This window comes from Micromonospora sp. NPDC048935 (assembly GCF_043197875.1).
In the GTDB taxonomy this organism is placed as follows: Bacteria; Actinomycetota; Actinomycetes; order Mycobacteriales; family Micromonosporaceae; genus Micromonospora.
In genome coordinates, this window is the sequence record NZ_JBICTZ010000001.1 from 203,425 (window position 1) to 221,489 (window position 18,065).

Sequence of the window (18,065 nt, forward strand, 5' to 3'; positions counted from 1 at the left end):
CGGTGCCGACGATTTATGATCTTGTGGTCGGTCGCGCCCTTACCGTCCCCTCGGTATCCGAATAGCGCACCGAGCGATAAGCCGATCATGAACGGCTCTCGTCCCTGTCGTGACCGCCGGAACAACAGCGCGCTCGCGTCGCACGCGGCCCCGGGGCGGGTCGCGTGCCGGCCCGCTCCCACCACCGGGTTAGTCTGCGGGTTCACCCAGGTCCCCGCAGCCGGCGACGGTACGGCGGCCACCGGACGAGGATCGAGAAGGTGTATCTCAAGAGCCTGACGGTGAAGGGGTTCAAATCCTTCGCCTCCGCCACGACGTTGAAGCTGGAGCCCGGGATCACCTGTGTGGTGGGCCCGAACGGCTCCGGCAAGTCCAACGTCGTCGACGCCATCGCCTGGGTCCTCGGCGAACAGGGCGCCAAGGCGCTGCGCGGCGGCAAGATGGAGGACGTCATCTTCGCCGGCACCGCCGGCCGTGCGCCGCTGGGCCGTGCCGAGGTCACCCTCACCATCGACAACACCGACGGCGCGCTGCCGATCGAGTACACCGAGGTCTCGATCACCCGCCGGATGTTCCGCTCCGGCGAGAGCGAGTACGAGATCAACGGCAACACCTGTCGGCTGCTCGACATCCAGGAGCTGCTGTCCGACTCCGGCATCGGCCGGGAGATGCACATCATCGTCGGGCAGGGCCGACTCGACGGCATGCTGCACGCCAAGCCGGAGGACCGCCGCGCGTTCATCGAGGAGGCGGCCGGCGTCCTCAAGCACCGCAAGCGCAAGGAAAAGGCCCTGCGCAAGCTCGACGCGATGCAGACCAACCTCAACCGCCTCACCGACCTCACCGCCGAGCTGCGCCGCCAGCTCAAGCCACTGGGTCGACAGGCCGAGGTGGCCCGCCGCGCCGCCGCCATCCAGGCCAACCTGCGCGACGCCCGGCTGCGCCTGCTCGCCGACGACCTGGCCACCCTGCGGACCACCCTGGACCGGGAGATCGCCGACGAGACCGCGCTGCGGGAGCGGCGTGAGCAGATCGAGGGCGAGCACGTCGAGGTCCAGGGTCGGCTCGGCGAGTTGGAGGCTGCCCTGGCGGAGGACGCTCCGCTGCTCGCCGCCGCCCAGGACACCTGGTACAAGCTGTCCGCCCTGCAGGAACGCTTCCGCTCGATCGAGCAGTTGGCCCGGGAGCGGCTGCGGCACCTCAGCGCCAGCGGCGACGACGAGCGGCCCGGTCGCGACCCGGACCAGTTGGAGGCCGAGGCGGAACGTGTCCGCGAGCAGGAGGAGGAGCTGCGCGCGGCGCTCACCGACGACCAGATCCGGCTGGCCGAGGCGGTCGAGCACCGCCAGGAGCTGGAACGGCAGCTCGCCGGTGCCGAGCGGGAGCTGGTCGCCGCGGCCAAGGCCATCGCCGACCGCCGGGAGGGGATGGCCCGGCTCACCGGCCAGGTGAACTCGGCCCGAGCCCGGACCACGAGCGCCGGTGAGGAGATCGAACGCCTCGCCGTCGCGCACGCCGACGCGTTGGGCCGCGCCGAGCAGGCGCAGGCCGAGCTGGACGCGGTGGCCGCCCAGTCGACCGAGGCGGACCGGGACAACGCGGACCTGGACGCCCGGCACGCCGAGGCGGTCGCCGTGCAGGAGCGGGCACAGGCCACCGTGCGATCGCTTGCCGACGCCGAGCGGACGGCAGAGAAGGACGCCGCCACCTGGAAGGCCCGGGAGGAGGCGCTGGCCCTGGGTCTGCGGCGCAAGGACGGCGCCGGGGCGCTGCTCGCCCGCGCCGACGACGTGCCCGGCCTGCTCGGCAGCCTCGCCGGGCTGCTCACCGTCGCGCCGGGCCACGAGGCCGCGCTGGCCGCCGCGCTCGGCGGTCTCGCCGACGCGGTCGCCGTCAGCGGGGTGGACGAGGCCGTCGAGGCGATGCGGCTGTTGAAGATCTCCGACGCCGGCCGGGCCGGTCTGCTCGTCGGCAGCCCGGCGGGGCCCGGCATGACCGGCTCCGCCGACGCGCTGCGTCCGAAGCTGCCCGACGCGGCCAGATGGGCCCCCGACCTGGTGGAGTGCGGCGAGGAGCTGCGCCCGGCGGTGCACCGGGCACTGCGCGACGTGGCGCTCGTCGACGATCTCGCCGCCGCGGCCGACCTGGTCGCCAGCAACCCGGAGCTGCGGGCGGTCACCCCGGACGGTGACGTGGTCGGGGCTTACGCGGCGGCCGGCGGGTCGGCCAAGGCCGCCAGCTACATCGAGGTGCAGGCGGCCGTCGAGGAGGCGCGCGGCAACCGGCTCGCCGCCGAGCGCGGCGGCGCGGACCTTCGGGACCAACTCGTCGAGGCGCGCGCCGAGGTGGCCGCCGCCAAGGAGGCCGTGCAGCACGCCGCCGCCGAGAAGCGCGAGGCGGAGAGCCACCGCAACGCCGCCGCCCGCCGGTTGGCCGAGCTGGGCGCGGCGGCCCGTTCCGCCAGGGCGGAGACCGACCGCCTCGGCGAGTCCCGAGCCCGCGCCGAGGCCGCCCGACAGCGGGACCTCGCCGCGCTCGCCGAGTTGGAGGAGCGGCTGCGGCTGGCCGAGGAGACCCCGGTCGACGCCGAGCCGTCCACCGAGGAGCGCGACCAACTCGCCGCCCTGGTGCCGCAGGCACGGCAGAACGAGATGGAGGTCCGGCTCGCCGTGCGTACCGCCGAGGAGCGGGTCTCCTCGATCGCCGGCCGGGCCGACTCGCTCACCCGGCAGGCCACCGCGGAGCGGGCCGCCCGGGAACGCGCCGCGGCCCGGCGGGCCGCGCGCACCCGGGGCGCGGGCATCGCCCGGGCCGTCGCCGGTGGCGCCCGGGAGGCGCTCACCCGGCTCACCACCTCGATCGCGACGGCCGAGGAGCACCGCGACGCGGTCGCCCGGGAACGCGCCGCCCGGGAGGCGGAGCTTCAGGAGGTACGCGGGGCGGCCAAGCGGCTCGGCGCGGAGCTGGAACGGCTGACCAGCCAGGTGCACCGCGACGAGGTGGCCCGCGCGGAGCAGCGGCTGCGCATCGAGCAGTTGGAGGCGAAGGCCGCCGAGGACTTCGGTCTGGACGTGGAGACACTTGTCGCGGAGTACGGCCCGGCGCAGCCCGTCCCGCCGACCCCCGTCGACGTCGCGGCGGCCGAGCGCGACGGGCTGCCGGTGCCCGAGCCGGTCCGCTACGAGCGGCCGGTGCAGGAGAAGCGGGCCGCCAAGGCGGAACGCGAGTTGGCGCTGCTCGGCAAGGTCAACCCACTCGCGCTTGAGGAGTTCGCCGCACTGGAGGAGCGCTTCAAGTTCCTCTCCGAGCAGCTGGAGGATCTCAAGGCCACCCGGCGGGACCTGCTCACCGTGGTCAAGGACGTGGACGAACGGATCCTGGAGGTCTTCGCCAGCGCCTTCGAGGACACCGCGCGGGAGTTCGAGCAGGTGTTCACCGTGCTCTTCCCCGGCGGCGAGGGCCGGCTGATCCTCACCGAGCCGGACGACCTGCTCACCACCGGCGTCGAGGTGGAGGCCCGCCCGCCGGGCAAGAAGATCAAGCGGCTGTCGCTGCTCTCCGGTGGCGAGCGGTCGCTGACCGCGGTGGCCATGCTGGTGGCGATCTTCCGCGCCCGGCCGAGCCCGTTCTACATCATGGACGAGGTGGAGGCGGCCCTGGACGACGTGAACCTGGGCCGGTTGATCACTCTCCTGGCACAGTTGCGGGAGAAGAGTCAGCTGATCGTCATCACGCACCAGAAGCGGACGATGGAGATCGCCGACGCCCTCTACGGGGTGACCATGCGCAGCGGGGTCACCCAGGTGATCAGCCAACGGCTCAATCGGGCCGACGAGGACGACAGGCGGCACGGCCGCGGCGAGGAGAACGGGTAGTGGCTCGGGAACGCGCGACGGCGCTCCTGCTGGACTTCGACGGCGTACTGCGCCGGTGGGACCCGGCGGTGGCCGCCGTTGTCGAGCGGGAGTACGGCCTCTCCGAGGGGGTGCTCGGTGAGATCGCCATGCAGTGGGGGCGGCTCCAACCGGTGCTCACCGGCCAGGTCAGCCACGCCGAGTGGATGAGCAGTGTGGCGGACGCCCTGACCGAATCGGTGGGCAGCCCGGAACGGGCCCGTGCCGCCGTCGAGCAGTGGCAGGGCTACCGGGGCGAGGTCGACCAGGAGGTGCTGGCGTTCGTCCGGGAGGTCCGTGCGGCGGGCGTCCGGGTCGGGCTGGGCACCAACGCGACAGACCTGCTCGACGCCGACCTGGCCGCGCTCGGCCTGGCCGACGAGCTGGACGTGGTGGTCAACTCCTCCACGATCGGCGTGCACAAGCCGGCCCCGGAATACTTCCAGGCCGCGTGCGTCGCCCTGGCCACCCCGCCGGCCCGGGTCCTCTTCGTCGACGACGAGGACTGGGCCGTGCGGGGCGCCCGCTCCGCCGGGCTGTCGGCGCACCGCTGGGGCGGACACGCCGACCTGCGCTACCTGCGGGCGGCCCTGGACTACTGAGCGCCTGTCACTCGCCGGTGACGCCGTCGATGCGTTCCCGGATCAGGTCGGCGTGGCCGTTGTGCCGGGCGTACTCCTCGATCATGTGCACGTACACCCAGCGCAGGTTGAAGGTGCGTTTCTTCGAGCCCACCTCGACGAACGTCTCATCGAGCGGGTGACCTGCGGCGGCCTCGCGGGCCAGCGCCACCTCCCGGTGGAAGGTGGCGAAGTCGGCCTCCGCGTCGGCGTCGCTGACGTCGTGGTCGGCGTCCGGATTCTCCGGGGTGAAGTACGGGTAGTCGACCGGCTGGCCGGCGAAGTTCTCCCGGAACCACCATGCCTCCACCTCGGCCAGGTGCCGCACGAGGCCGAGCAGCGTCAGCCCGGACGGCTCCACGCTCGGCGTGCACAACTGCTCCTCGGTCAGGCCGGCGCACTTGAGCAGGAGTGTCTGTCGGTGGTAGTCGAGCCAGCCGTCGAGCATGGTGCGCTCGTCGCCGACGTACGGTTCGGGGGTCCGGGTGATCTCCGGCGCGATCCAGGTCATGCCGCGCATCCTGCCCGGCACTCCCGACAGTTCGCGAGTGGGTTTCAGGGCACCACGACGACGGGCCAGCGGCCGGTGCGCACCAGGCGGGTGGCGACCGAGCCGACCAACCGGTGCCCGGCCTGCTCGGACGCCCCGACCACGACCATGTCGGCCTGGAACTCGTCGGCCGCCGCGCACAGCTCGCCGTACGCGTCGCCGCGCCGGGACAGGAAGGTCACCGCGATGCCCCACTGCTCGGCGGCGCGTCGGCACTCGCGGCGCAGCTCGTCGGCCACCTCGTCCTGGGAGCGCTGGACCGCGCCGGCGTCCATCCCGGGCACCAGGGAGGTGAACCCGCTCGCCGCGCTGACGAAGACCACCACCAGGGCGGCGCCCTGCCGGCGGGCCAGCCCGGCCGCGTAGGCACCGGCCCGCTCGGAGGTGCGGGTGCCGTCCACGCCCACCATGATCACCCGCGGGCCGTCGGTGCCGCGTTCGAAGGGCAGCGGGCGGGTCCGGGGGCCGTACTCCTCGCGATCCGGTGCTCCCACACTCATCGTTCTACCTCACCTCTGCTCGCCGGTGCGGACCACGGCTGCGCCGGCGCCGGCGGCGACTGTCGATTCCCGCTCGACCTCGTCGGAAACCGGGTTGCCGTTGTGCTGCCGCAGCGGCACCTCCTTGATGAAGCTCACCGCGATCAGGGCGATCAGCGCGAACGGGGCGGCGGCCAGGAAGATGTCACCGGCGCCGTGGCCGTACGCGCTCTCCACCACCGCCCGCAGCGGGCCGGGCAGGGTGTGCACGTCGGGCAGGGTGCCACCGCTGCCCGAGCTGGACGCGGGGATGCCGAGCTGGGCCAGCCCGTCGGCGGTGTAGTCCTTGACCTTGTGCGCGAGCACCGCGCCGAGCGCGGAGACGCCGATCGCGCCGCCCAGGCTGCGGAAGAACGCCACCACCGAGCTGGCCGCGCCGAGCTCGTGCGGGCCGACGGTGTTCTGCACGGCGAGGACGAGGTTCTGCATGGTCAGGCCGAGCCCGACGCCGATCAGCACCATATAGACGCTGAGCAGCGTGAAGCTGGTGTCCGCGCGGAGTGTGCCCATGAACGCGAAACCGACGGTGAGCAGCGCCGAGCCGATCACCAGGAACCGCTTCCACCGACCGGTCCTGGTGATGATCCGCCCGCCCACGGTGGAGGCGACGAGCAGGCCGAGGATCATCGGCAGGGTCATCAGGCCGGACACGGTCGGGCTCTGCCCGCGGCTGATCTGGAAGTACTGGCCCAGGAAGATCGACGCGCCGAACATGCCCACGCCGACCGCGATGCTGGCGATGACGGCGAGGGTGATGGTGCGGTTGCGGAACAGCCGTGGCGGGATCATCGGCTCGGCGGCCCGGGTCTCCACCCGGATGGCGAGGGCACCGAGGACGAGGGCGCCGAGCACCATGGCGGCGGTCTGCCAGGAGGCCCAGGCGAACTGGTCACCGGCGAGGGAGACCCAGATCAGCAGCACCGAGACGGCCGCGGTGATCAGGGTGGCGCCCCACCAGTCGATCTGCGCCTTCCGCTTGACCACGGGCAGGTGCAGGGTCTTCTGGAGCACGATCAGGGCGACGACGGCGAACGGCACGCCGACGTAGAAGCACCAGCGCCAGCCGAGCCAGGAGGTGTCGACGATCACGCCGCCGATCAGCGGGCCGCCGATGGTGCCGACGGCCATCACGGCGCCGAGGTAGCCGCTGTAGCGGCCGCGCTCACGCGGCGCGATCATCGTTGCCATGATCACCTGGGCCAGTGCGGTGAGACCACCGGCGCCGACGCCCTGGAGCACCCGGCAGGCGATCAGCTCGCCGGTGCCCTGCGCGAGGCCGGCCAGCACCGAGCCCAGCACGTAGATCAGCAGGGCGATCTGGACAAGCGTCTTCTTACTGGTCAGGTCGGCCATCTTGCCCCAGATCGGGGTGGTCGCGGTGGTCGCGAGCAGGGCCGAGGTCACGACCCAGGTGTACGCGGACTGGCCGCCGTGCAGTTCGGTGATGATCCGTGGCAGCGCGTTCGAGATGACCGTGGAGGAGAGGATCGCGACGAACAGGCCCAGCAGCAGGCCAGAGAGTGCCTCCAGGATCTGCCGGTGGGTCATGTCGACGGCGGTCGCCTTGGTGGGCGCTGTCGCCTGGCTCATCGTTGTTGCCTCCGAGCGGAGTCGAGGTGGAACGGCGGCGGGCTGGTACGCACGGGCCGCCTGAGAGTTGCCTGAAGCAACCGTATGCCTTAGTTGCCTGAAGCAACAACTTGTCGGACCGACGCCACATTCCCCGTCGCGGGCGGCCGGCTACTGCCAGGAGTCGTTGAACCGGCCGAGCAGCCGGGCGAACTCCTCGACGTCCCGCTCCGGCCAGCCGTCCAGGGCACGCAGGAACTCACCCAGCCGGGCCGCGCGGGCCACGTCGAACCGGCGCTGCCCCTCCTCGGTGAGGCTGATCTGCGCGGCCCGCCGGTCACTCGGATCGGGGTCGCGGTGGACCAGGCCGAGCACCTCCAGCGCGTTGATCTGCCGGCTCAGCGTGCCCTTGCCCACGCCCAGGCGCGCCGCCAACTCGGTCAACCGGATCGACCCGCTGCGCCGCAGCCAGAGCAGCAACCCGTAGGTGTTCGGCTCCAGGTTCGGGTGCACCTCGCGGGCGATCTCCCAGGAGACCGCCCGGCCACGGCGCAACAGAGCGGTCAACTCGTGCTCGACCGCCCGGATCGGCTCCGGCAGGTGCTCGTCCACGGCGTAGAGGCTACGGCCCGACCGGCTCGCCGCCACCGGAGAGCCGACGCCGCATCACCGGGCGTAGGTGACCGTCCTTCGTGGTGCCCTCGATGACCACGTCCGCCCCGCGCCCCTGGTGGGTCAGCGTGGCGACCGCGTTGCCGAAGTACGGGCCGGCCAGCTTGCGCCAGCGCACCCCCGGCCGGCGTACGCCCGCCGAACGGGCCAGCGCCCGGGTGGCCCCGGCCGGACCGGGCGACCAGCCCAGCCGCATCAGCGGACGGATGCCCGCCGGCACCTGGTTGTGGATCGGCGAACAGGTGAGCTGGTGCACCGGAGTGACCACCGCCGGGTCGGCGAACCGGGCCCGTGCCACGTACGAGTGGTGCACGTCACCGGAGAGCACGCTTATCGACGCCGGTGGCGCGTACGCCGGGCCGGCGCCGACCCGTGCGCCGGACTGCCGCGGCGTGCCGGTGCCGATGCGGGCGAACGTCTCCGCGAGCGCCTCGAAGGAGCGCCGGAACGCCGCCCAGTGCTCCAGGTCCAGAGCGCGGCGTAGCCTCTCCGCCCCACGTGCCACCCAGGGCCGGCGCGAGTCCGCCAGCTTCTCGTTCCACGCCTCGATGTGGTGGATGCCCTGCGGCAGCAGCCAGGGCAGCGAGACGCCGACCACCAGGTGGTCGTAGACCCCGTGTGCCTGGTCGAGGAACCAGGACCACTCGCCCGGCGGCAGCATCGCCCGGCTACTGGGTTCGAGCACCCGGCTGCACCTGTTGTCCAGCATGACCAACCGGGTACGGCCCAGGTCCAGTGCGTAGCTCCACTGGTACTGCACCGCGCGCCAGCGCTCGGTGTCGTGCGCCAGGTCGGACTCCTGGTCGACCCGGTGCCCGAACTCGCGCAGCACGCCTGTGGCGTCCTCGGCGGCGGTGACCTTCGCGAAGACCGGGTCGGCGGTGATCTCGTCGGGGGACAGGTTGCCCAGGTGCTGGTAGACCCAGTACGAGGCGAGCCCGCTGCCGATCCGTTCCTGCCACCACGGCTGCTCGCGCACCTCCGCCCGCCACGACGCCGAGGTGTTCCAGTCGTCGATGATCTCGTGGTCGTCGAAGATCATCACGCTCGGCACGGTGGAGAGCAGCCAACGGATCTCCGGATCGCGCCAGGACTCCAGGTAGAGCTTGGTGTACTCGTCGAAGCTCACCACCTGGTCGGCCGGGGCCCCCTTCGGCCGTCGCCGCCGCCGACGCAGCAGTCGGCGCACCGTGGGCGAGGTGACGTCGGCGTACACCTGGTCACCGAGCAGCACCAGCAGGTCGGGCAGCGGGTGCGACTCCGGGTCGGCCATCAACCGCCGGGCGTACGCGTCGAGCGCGTCCGGCGGCAGCTTGCGGGTGGTGGCGTGCTGGGTGGTCTCCCGGCACGAGCCGAAGATCAGATTGACCGGCTGGTCCCGGTCGTCGACCGCCCGGGTGCGGATCACGCTCGGCGGGAAGCCGCTGCTCGGCACCGGCCAGACGACCTCGTCGTCGACAAGCACCTCGTAGGTGGTCTCGCTGTCCGGGTCGAGACCCTCCACCACCACCAACGCGTAGTGGTGGTCGTACGCCGAGAAGGTGGGGGCGGTGCCGGTCGCGCCGGCCGCGGTGCGGACGGTGACCACGGCGGGCGCCGCCGTCTCCACCCAGATGGTCGCCCGGGTGTCGACGACTCGCCGCAGGAGTGGGCCGATGAGGAGGTGGGCGGCGGACATGCGGCCGAGCCTACCGCCGGTTCCTGGCACCGGCCGGGTGCGGTGGCTGGGACCGCGAGCACCGCTCAACCGTGCGGTGGCTGAGGCTCGGGGTGCGGCTCGGGGTGCGGTGGCTGGGACGCCGTCGCCGCCATCTGACAGGATTCCGGCATGGCCGAATATCTCGTCCTCGCTCTGGTCCTGCTCGGTGTGCTGATCGCGGGCACAGTCGGGCTGGTCGTGCCGCGATTGCGGCGGCGGCCCGAGCCCCCGCTTGCGCGCACCGAGGTCGACACCCGCGCCGAGGAGGATCTCGCCGGCCCGCCGGTGGAGGCACCGGAGTCCGATCTGTCCGCCGGCGTCCTGGTCGAGCCACCGCCGGTGCTCGAACCGCAGGTCGAGGTGCCCGAGCCGACCGCCGGGCGGCTGGTCCGGCTCCGCTCGCGGCTGTCCCGCTCACAGAACGTCTTCGGCAAGGGCCTGCTCGGCCTGCTCGCCCGCGACCACCTCGACGAGGACGTCTGGGAGGAGATCGAGGACAGCCTGATCACCGCCGACGTCGGCGTCGACGCGACCCGCGACATCGTCGACCGGCTCCGCGAGCGCACCCGGGTGCTCGGCACCCGTTCGGCCTCCGAGCTGCGGGCACTGCTCGCCGCCGAGCTGGTCAACGCCCTCGATCCGAGTCTGGACCGGTCGCTGCGGACCGCCCCGAAGGACGGCGTGCCGGCCGTGGTCCTGGTCGTCGGCGTCAACGGCGCCGGCAAGACCACCACCTGCGGCAAGATCGCCCGGGTGCTGGTGGCCGACGGCCGCAGCGTGCTGCTCGGCGCCGCGGACACCTTCCGGGCCGCCGCCGCCGATCAACTGGAGACCTGGGGCTCGCGCGTCGGCGCGGAGACCGTCCGGGCGCCCGAGGCCGCCGACCCGGCAAGTGTCGCCTTCGACGCGGTCAAGCGCGGCATCGACACCGGCGTGGACACCGTGCTCATCGACACCGCCGGCCGCCTCCAGAACAAGGTCGGCCTGATGGACGAGTTGGGCAAGGTCAAGCGCGTGGTGGAGAAGCAGGGCCCGATCGACGAGACACTGCTCATCCTGGACGCCACGACCGGCCAGAACGGCCTGGAGCAGGCCCGGGTCTTCACCGACGTGGTCAACGTGACAGGGGTCGTGCTGACCAAGCTCGACGGGACCGCCAAGGGTGGCATCGTGATCGCCGTGCAGCGCAAGCTCGGCATCCCCGTGAAGCTGGTCGGCCTCGGCGAAGGCAAGGACGACCTGGCCCCGTTCGACCCGGCGCAGTTCGTGGACGCGTTGCTGGGGACCGAGGCCACCGGACGGGACGCGTAGTCTCGGGTGACCACCGACGATCGCGCGTACGCGGGCTGGCGCGAGCCCGGCCACCCCTCGCAGCGCCTCGGGAGACCGTACGTGACTTCGCAGGAGATCCCGCTGCACGGCGGCAACGTCAGCACCGTCGTCCGTGTCGGTGACACGGTGCGCCGCAACGCCGGGCCGTGGACACCGTCCGTGCACGCCCTGCTGCGGCATCTGGAGTACGTGGGCTTCACCGGCGCACCCCGGGCGCTCGGGATGGACGAGCGCAACCGTGAGGTTCTGTCGTACCTGGAGGGGGAGTGCGGCGAATATCCGCTCGCCCCGCACTGGGTGACCGACGAGGCGCTGGTCACCGTCGCCACGATGCTGCGGATGTTCCACGACGCGCAGTACGGGTTCACCCCGCCACCGCAGGCGGTCTGGCGCTCGTTCGGGCCCCCACCGCCGGACACCGAGGTGATCTGCCACCACGACGCCGCGCCGCACAACGTGATCTGGCGGCCGGACGGCACCCTCGGGCTGATCGACTTCGACCTCGCGTCGCCGGGGGCACGGATCTACGACGTGGCGTACGCGGCCTGGACCTGGGTGCCGATCTTCGCGGACCGGGACTCGATCACGTTGGGCTGGAAGCACCCGGACCGGCCGCGCCGGCTCCGGCTGTTCGCCGACGCGTACGGGCTGATCCCTCGGGACCGGCACCGGCTGATCCGGACCATCCGCAAACGGATCGTGGACCATGTCGAGGGGATCCGGCGGATGGCCGCCGCCGGTGAGCCGGCGTTCGTCCGGATCGTGCACAAGGGCCACCTGCGCCGGCCGATGCGCGATCTGCGGCTGCTCGACTACGAGCGGCTCGCGTTGGAGAATGCCCTCCGCTGAGCGCGAACCGGTCGATGCTCGGCCGGTCCCGTCAAGCGGACCGGTCGATGCGCCTGACCGGTCAGCCATCGACGTACGCCGTCCGAACGATCCACCATTGTCCATGTCGATGACTGTGCGGACTTCGTGACACGTACGAAACAACCCGTCACGACTTGGAAACCCGCACGGGACCGTGGGTGAAACAGCCGGCCGCGAAGCTTCCGCGCAACCGGCCTACGGGCGACGCTGCCCCGGAAAGCCGCGAAGGAGGACTTCACCTTTAGGAGGCCAGCGTGCCTGAAGCACCGACGATCGACGGCGCCAATACCACGTGGCTGCTGGTTTCGACCGCGCTCGTGCTGCTCATGACCCCCGGACTGGCGCTGTTCTACGGCGGCCTCAACCGGGCCAAGGGCGTACTCAACATGATGATGATGAGCTTCTCCGCCATCGGGCTCATCTCTATTCTGTGGTGGTTCTACGGTTTCAGCGTCGCCTTCGGGGCCGACGTGAACGGCTTCTGGGGTGACCCGGGCGCGTACCTCGGCACCAAGACCTTCCTCGCCGAGACCGACCTGTGGGGTGCCACGGCGGAGAACCCCAGCGGCATCGGGGTTCCGCTCTACGTGTTCATGGCCTTCCAGATGGTCTTCGCGGTGATCACCGTCGCGCTGATCAGCGGTGCCATCGCCGACCGGGCCAAGTTCGCCGGCTGGCTGCTGTTCGCCTTCGGTTGGGCCACGCTCGTCTACTTCCCGGTCGCGCACTGGGTGTGGGGCGGCGGCATCATCGGCGGTGACATCCACGCACTGGACTTCGCCGGTGGCACCGCGGTGCACATCAACGCCGGTGCGGCGGCCCTGGCCGTGGCGCTGGTGCTCGGTAAGCGGCTCGGCTGGCCCCGCGAGGGCATGAAGCCGCACAACATCCCGCTCGTCGCGCTCGGCGCCGGCCTGCTGTGGTTCGGCTGGTTCGGGTTCAACGCCGGCTCGGAGCTGACCGTCGACTCGGTCGCCGGTCTCGCCTTCATCAACACCCAGCTCGCCACCGCCGCCGCGGTGCTCGGCTGGATCGCTGTCGAGTGGGTCAAGGACCGCAAGCCGACGATGGTCGGTGCCTCGTCCGGCGCAGTCGCCGGTCTGGTCGCCATCACCCCGGCCTGTGGCTTCGTCGCACCGTGGGCGTCCGTCCTGCTCGGCCTCGTGGCCGGTGCCGTGTGCGCGCTCGCCGTCAGCCTCAAGTACAAGCTCGGCTACGACGACTCCCTCGACGTGGTCGGCGTGCACTTCGTCGGTGGTTGGATCGGCTCGCTCTGGCTGGGCCTCTTCGCCACCAACTCGGTAAACGCCGCGATCACCGACGTGGTGGGTGCCTCCGACGGTCTCTTCTACGGCGGCGGCGTCACCCAGCTCGGGCGGCAGGCCCTCGCCGGCCTGATCGTGACCGCCTGGTCGTTCGGCATCGCCTGGGTGCTCGCCTTCGTCATCGAGAAGACGATCGGGTTCCGGGTGAAGGCCGAGGCGGAGGTCGAGGGCATCGACATCGGCGAGCACGCCGAGAGCAGCTACGACCTGTCCCCGGCCGGTGGCGGCACGGGCAGCGCGTTCGCGATGGCCGGCATCGGCACCCCCGGTGGCGGCACGACGAGTGGCGCCAAGTCGGAGGCGGAGCCCGCCGAGCCGGTAAGCGAAAAGGTCGCCGGTTAACGTTCCTGGGATGGAGGGGTTGGACATGAAACTGGTGACCGCGGTCATCAAGCCGTACCAGCTGGACGCGGTGAAGGAGGCCCTGCACGCCCTCGGCGTGGCCGGGCTGACCGTCAGCGAGGTTCAGGGGTACGGGCGGCAGAAGGGGCACACCGAGGTCTACCGGGGTGCCGAGTACACGGTCGAGTTCCTGCCCAAGATCCGGGTCGAGGTGCTCACCGACGAGATCGACGTGGACAAGGTCGTGGACGCCATCGTGGGGGCAGCCCGCACGGGCAAGATCGGTGACGGCAAGGTGTGGGTCACCGGTGTCGAAGAGGTCGTCCGGGTACGTACCGGCGAACGCGGCCTCGACGCACTCTGACCGGGAGACCACGACTGACATGACCTCGTTGATCAAGAAGAACGCGTCAGGAAACACCGCTGACGGTGACGCGAACCTCTTGGTCAACGAGGTCGTCGGCGTCCCCGGGGGGATCGGGGAGGCGGCTCGGCTGGCCCGGGCGGCCGCGTACGACACCTTCCTGCGGAGGCTGCTGCCCTCCCGGGAGGGGGTCGCGCTGCTGGCCGTCGGGGGGCTCGGTCGGCGGCAGTGTGCTCCGTACAGCGATCTCGACCTGGTGCTGGTGCACGCCGGGGTGCCGGGCACGGACGAGTTGGCCGCCTCGATCTGGTACCCGATCTGGGACGCCGGGCTGCGGCTGGACCATTCGGTACGAACCGTCGCCGAGGCGCTGTCCGTGGCCCAGGACGACGTCAAGGTCGCCCTCGGGTTGCTCGACGCCCGGCTGATCGCGGGTGACCCGGCCCTGGCCGACGCGCTGAGCCGCACCGCCGCCGACCACTGGCGGCGTACCGCCGTCCGGCACCTGACCGGCCTGCGGGAGATCACCACCGCGCGCTGGCAGGCCCACGGTGAGTTGGCGTTCCTGCTGGAGGGCGATCTCAAGGAGGCCGCCGGGGGCCTGCGCGACGTGGGTCTGCTGCGGGCGATCTCCGCCGCCGGCATCACCGACGCGCTGCGTCCCGCCGTACGCGCCGCCCACCTCCGCCTACTGGACACCCGGGACGCCCTGCACCAGCAGGTCGGTCGCCGGGTCGACCGGTTGGTCGCCCAGGAACGCGCCGGGGTGGCCGCCCTGCTCGACCTGCGACAACTCCAGCCGGGCGCGTCTGACGCCGCGCGGCGGCCAGGGGCCGTCGTCGACGACGGCGACGCCCTCCTGCGCCGGGTCGCCGGTGACGCCCGCACGGTCAGCCACGCGCTGGACGACGCGTTCCGCGCCGCCGACCGGCTGCGCTCCGGCCGGTCCCGAGGCGGCAACGGCCGCTCGGCGCGCCGCCCGGTGGCCCGCGACGTGGTCGAGCACGACGGCGAGCTGGTGCTGGCCCGGACGGCGATCGGGGCGCGCCCCGATCCGAGCCTGTCGCTGCGGATGGCCGCCGCGGCGGCCACGACCCGCCTCCCGATCGCCCGGGCCACCTGCGAGTGGCTGGCGGCGTACTGCCCGCCACTGCCCGCGCCCTGGCCGGCCGAGGCCCGGGCCGCGCTGATCACCCTGCTGGGTGCCGGGCCGGGTCTGGTGCCCGCCTGGGAGACCTGCGACAGGTACGGCCTGGTCGACGGCTGGCTGCCCGAGTGGACCCGGCTGCGCAGCCTGCCCCAGCACAATCCGGTGCACCGATACACCCTCGACCGGCATCTCGTGCAGGCCGCGCACGAGGCCAGCCGGCACGCCCGCGAGGTGGACCGCCCCGACCTGCTGCTCCTCGGTGCTCTCCTGCACGACATCGGCAAGGGCCTGCCCGGTGATCACAGCACCGTCGGTGTGCCGCTGGCCCAGGCGGTGGCGACCCGGATCGGTCTGCCACCCGGCGAAGTCGAGCTGATCGGCACGCTGGTCCGTCTGCACCTGCTGCTGCCCGACGTGGCCACCCGCCGGGACCTGGCCGACCCGGTCACCATCGCCTCGGTGGCCGAGGCGGTCGGCGACACCGGCACCCTCGACCTGCTGCACGCGCTGGTCCGGGCCGACGCGGCGGCGACCGGCCCGGCGGCCTGGTCGGACTGGAAGGGCCGACTCGTCGCCGAACTGGTCGCCCGGGTCCGCACCGCACTCGACACCGGCGTGCTGCCTGAGCCTCCGGCACCGGACCCGGCGCTGCTGGCCGGGCCGCTGCCGGTCGTCCACCTGACCGGTGACCGGGTGTCGGTCGCCGCGGCCGACCGGCGGGGTCTGCTCGCCACGGTCGCCGGCTGCCTGGCCCTGCATCGCCTGGAAGTGATCTCCGCGGACGCGTCGGTGGTCGACGGCCGTGCCCTGGTCGAGTGCCGGGTGCAACCCCGCTACGGCCTCCCGCCGGATCCGGTGCCACTCCGTGCCGACCTGCGCCGGGCGGTGGGCGGCGACGTGTCGGTCACCCAGCGCCTGCGGGGCCGTGCGCTCGCCGCCCGGGGCAGCGGTGCCGCTCCCCGGGTCGTCTGGCACCGCGAGGCGGCCACCGACGCCGTGCTGCTGGAACTCCGCGCGGCCGACGCGGCCGGCCTGCTCTACCGGGTCACCTGCGCGCTCGACGAGGCGGGCGCCCTGGTCCGCGCGGCACGCATCTCCACTCTCGGCGCCGACGTGGTGGACGCCTTCTACCTGGTCGGCGGCTGGCCGGACGACGAAGCCCGAGCGCGCCTGGAAGCAGCGGTCCTCGCCGCGGTCTAGCCCCCACTCCCACCCCGCGGGGTGGGAGTGGGGTTAGTACGTTTGGGGGCGTAGGGGCGGTGTCGCTCTTGGGCGCACGTCGGGGGGCGTCGGCGCGGGCAGAATGACGGCCATGCGATGGGGCGGGCAGTTCGCGAGGCCAGCGGCGGCGGATGTCGTGCTCGCCCTGGCGTTGCTCGGGTTCGGGCAACTCGCCACCGATCTGGCCGGGGACAACCAGCCCGGGTCGCGGCCGGTGGACGGGGTCTGCCGGGTGCTGATCGCGGTCGCCGCGCTCGCCCTGCTGGCCCGGCGGCGCGCCCCGGTCGCCACCCTCGCCCTGGTCACCGCGGCCACCGCGACGTACCTGGTGCTCGGCTACCCGTACGGACCGATCCTGCTCGCCTTCCTGGTCGCGGTGTACACGGTGGCGGTGCGGCTGCCGGTGCGTCCGGCGGCCCTCGCCGCCGGCGGCGCGTTCGTGGTGCTGCTGACCCATGTCTTCTGGTCCCGGGGTCCGGCCCCGGGCTGGACCGGAGTGCTCCCGGCGTCGGCCTGGGTGGCCGTACCGTTCGCGGTGGGGGTCGTGGTGCGGGTCAACCGCGAGGTGGCGGCCCGCAGCCGGGCCGAGGAGGCCCGCGCTCGTGCCGAGGAGACCCGGCGGCGGGCCGACGAGGAACGGTTGCGTATCGCGCAGGAGGTGCACGACGTGGTGGGGCACGGGCTGGCCGCGATCAGCATGCAGGCGGAGATCGCCCTGCATCTGCTGCCGAAACGGCCCGAGCAGGCGGAGACCGCGCTGATCGCGATCAGCCGGACCAGTCGGGAGGCGTTGGACGAACTCCGGGTCACCCTGGGTGCGGTCCGCAAGGGTGCGGAGCGTGACCCGGTGCCCGGTCTGGCCCGGCTCCCGGCACTGCGCGACCGGCTTGCCGGCGCGGGGCTCGCCGTGCGGGTCCGCGTGGTCGGCGACCCCCGGGAGCTGCCGGCGGCGGTGGACCTGGCCGCGTACCGGGTGGTGCAGGAGGCGTTGACAAACGTGCTGCGCCACGCGGGGGTGGCGAGCGCGGAGGTGACAGTGGAATACCGCGCCGACGAGGTGACCGTCGAGGTCGTCGACCAGGGGACGGGCGCCGGGGCAGCACGGGCCGACGAGCAGGGCGGGCACGGTCTGGCCGGGATGCGGGAGCGGGTCGCGGCGCTGGGCGGGTGGCTCACCACCGGGCCGCGCGCCGGTGGCGGCTTCCGGGTGTACGCCCGGCTGCCCGTGGAGCCTGCCGCGTGATCCGGGTGCTGATCGCCGACGACCAGGACCTGGTCCGGCTCGGCCTGCGCGCGCTGGTGGAGAGCGAGGACGACCTGGCACTGGCTGGCGAGGCGGCCGACGGGCTGCGGGCGGTCGAGTTGGCACGTCGCGAGCGACCGGACGTGGTGCTGATGGACATCCGGATGCCCGGCATCGACGGCATCGAGGCGACCCGGCGGATCGTCGCGGACCCCGACCTGACCGGTACGCGGGTGGTGGTGCTGACCACCTTCGAGCTGGACGAGTACGTCTTCGACGCGCTGCGGCACGGCGCGAGCGGGTTCCTCACCAAGGACACCCGACCGACCGAGCTGCTGCGCGCGATCCGGTTGGTCGCCGAGGGGGAGGCGCTGTTGTCGCCGTCGGTGACCCGTCGGGTGGTGCGGGAGTTCGCCACCCGGCCGTCGCGGGTGCTTCGTCCGCACCCCCGGCTGGACGCGCTGACCGACCGGGAGCGCCAGGTCGTGGGCCTGGTCGGGGAGGGCCTGAACAACGAGGAGATCGCCACCCGGCTGGTGGTCAGCCCGGCGACCGCGCGGACCCACGTCAGCCGGGCGATGGGCAAGCTGGGAGCCCGGGACCGGGCCCAGCTCGTCGTGTTCGCGTACCAGTCGGGGTTGGTGTCGGAGTGACGGCCCGGCGGGCCGGGCCGGGC

At 72.7% G+C, this 18,065-nt stretch carries 14 protein-coding genes; 9 read left to right on the top strand and 5 right to left on the bottom strand.

The features are described from left to right. The first annotated feature begins 260 nt into the window (after positions 1–260). Entirely contained in the window at positions 261–3,875 is a 3,615-nt protein-coding gene (smc, locus tag ACGFIW_RS00945) for a chromosome segregation protein SMC (RefSeq protein ID WP_393310264.1), read from the top strand. After that, the gene (locus ACGFIW_RS00950; RefSeq protein ID WP_393310266.1) at positions 3,875–4,495 is read left to right on the top strand and encodes an HAD-IA family hydrolase; all 621 of its coding nucleotides are present in this window, start codon (positions 3,875–3,877) and stop codon (positions 4,493–4,495) included. Before smc ends, ACGFIW_RS00950 begins: the two co-directional genes overlap by 1 nt. 7 nt (positions 4,496–4,502) lie before the next feature. Here the strand turns inward: ACGFIW_RS00950 and ACGFIW_RS00955 are convergent, their stop codons facing one another. The 5 genes from ACGFIW_RS00955 to ACGFIW_RS00975 all read right to left on the bottom strand — a co-directional run bounded on the left by ACGFIW_RS00955 (position 4,503) and on the right by ACGFIW_RS00975 (position 9,521). Next, positions 4,503–5,024, bottom strand: a complete 522-nt coding sequence (locus tag ACGFIW_RS00955; protein WP_393310268.1) for a DinB family protein — start codon at positions 5,022–5,024, stop codon at positions 4,503–4,505. Between the two features lie 44 nt (positions 5,025–5,068). Beyond that, positions 5,069–5,563, bottom strand: coding sequence for a universal stress protein (locus ACGFIW_RS00960; protein ID WP_393310270.1), 495 nt, complete (start codon positions 5,561–5,563; stop codon positions 5,069–5,071). Positions 5,564–5,572: 9 nt separating this feature from the next. After that, entirely contained in the window at positions 5,573–7,192 is a 1,620-nt protein-coding gene (locus tag ACGFIW_RS00965; protein ID WP_393310272.1) for an MDR family MFS transporter, read from the bottom strand. Positions 7,193–7,342: 150 nt separating this feature from the next. Then, complete coding sequence (locus tag ACGFIW_RS00970; protein WP_238661343.1) at positions 7,343–7,783, bottom strand: MarR family winged helix-turn-helix transcriptional regulator; 441 nt, start codon at positions 7,781–7,783, stop codon at positions 7,343–7,345. 10 nt (positions 7,784–7,793) lie between these two features. Further along, on the bottom strand, positions 7,794–9,521 hold the full coding sequence (locus ACGFIW_RS00975; protein WP_393310274.1) for an alkaline phosphatase D family protein: 1,728 nt from the start codon (positions 9,519–9,521) through the stop codon (positions 7,794–7,796). Between the two features lie 150 nt (positions 9,522–9,671). Between ACGFIW_RS00975 and ftsY the strand changes: the two genes are divergently transcribed. The 7 genes from ftsY (at position 9,672) to ACGFIW_RS01010 (ending at position 18,042) form a co-directional block, all read left to right on the top strand. Continuing rightward, positions 9,672–10,853, top strand: coding sequence for a signal recognition particle-docking protein FtsY (ftsY, locus tag ACGFIW_RS00980; protein WP_393310276.1), 1,182 nt, complete (start codon positions 9,672–9,674; stop codon positions 10,851–10,853). Between the two features lie 6 nt (positions 10,854–10,859). After that, positions 10,860–11,723: a phosphotransferase gene (locus ACGFIW_RS00985; RefSeq protein WP_393310278.1), complete on the top strand. Its 864-nt coding sequence runs from the start codon at positions 10,860–10,862 to the stop codon at positions 11,721–11,723. A gap of 275 nt (positions 11,724–11,998) precedes the next feature. Continuing rightward, a complete protein-coding gene (locus ACGFIW_RS00990; protein WP_393310280.1) occupies positions 11,999–13,411 on the top strand; it encodes an ammonium transporter in 1,413 nt (470 codons plus the stop codon). Between the two features lie 25 nt (positions 13,412–13,436). Then, complete coding sequence (locus ACGFIW_RS00995) at positions 13,437–13,775, top strand: P-II family nitrogen regulator (RefSeq protein ID WP_172862163.1); 339 nt, start codon at positions 13,437–13,439, stop codon at positions 13,773–13,775. A 19-nt stretch (positions 13,776–13,794) separates the two neighbouring features. After that, positions 13,795–16,125, top strand: a complete 2,331-nt coding sequence (locus ACGFIW_RS01000; protein ID WP_393310282.1) for a [protein-PII] uridylyltransferase — start codon at positions 13,795–13,797, stop codon at positions 16,123–16,125. 112 nt (positions 16,126–16,237) lie between these two features. Next, positions 16,238–17,389: a sensor histidine kinase gene (locus tag ACGFIW_RS01005; RefSeq protein ID WP_393310284.1), complete on the top strand. Its 1,152-nt coding sequence runs from the start codon at positions 16,238–16,240 to the stop codon at positions 17,387–17,389. Then, on the top strand, positions 17,386–18,042 hold the full coding sequence (locus tag ACGFIW_RS01010) for a response regulator (RefSeq protein WP_393310286.1): 657 nt from the start codon (positions 17,386–17,388) through the stop codon (positions 18,040–18,042). The genes ACGFIW_RS01005 and ACGFIW_RS01010 overlap by 4 nt, the downstream gene beginning before the upstream one ends. Positions 18,043–18,065 lie beyond the last annotated feature (23 nt).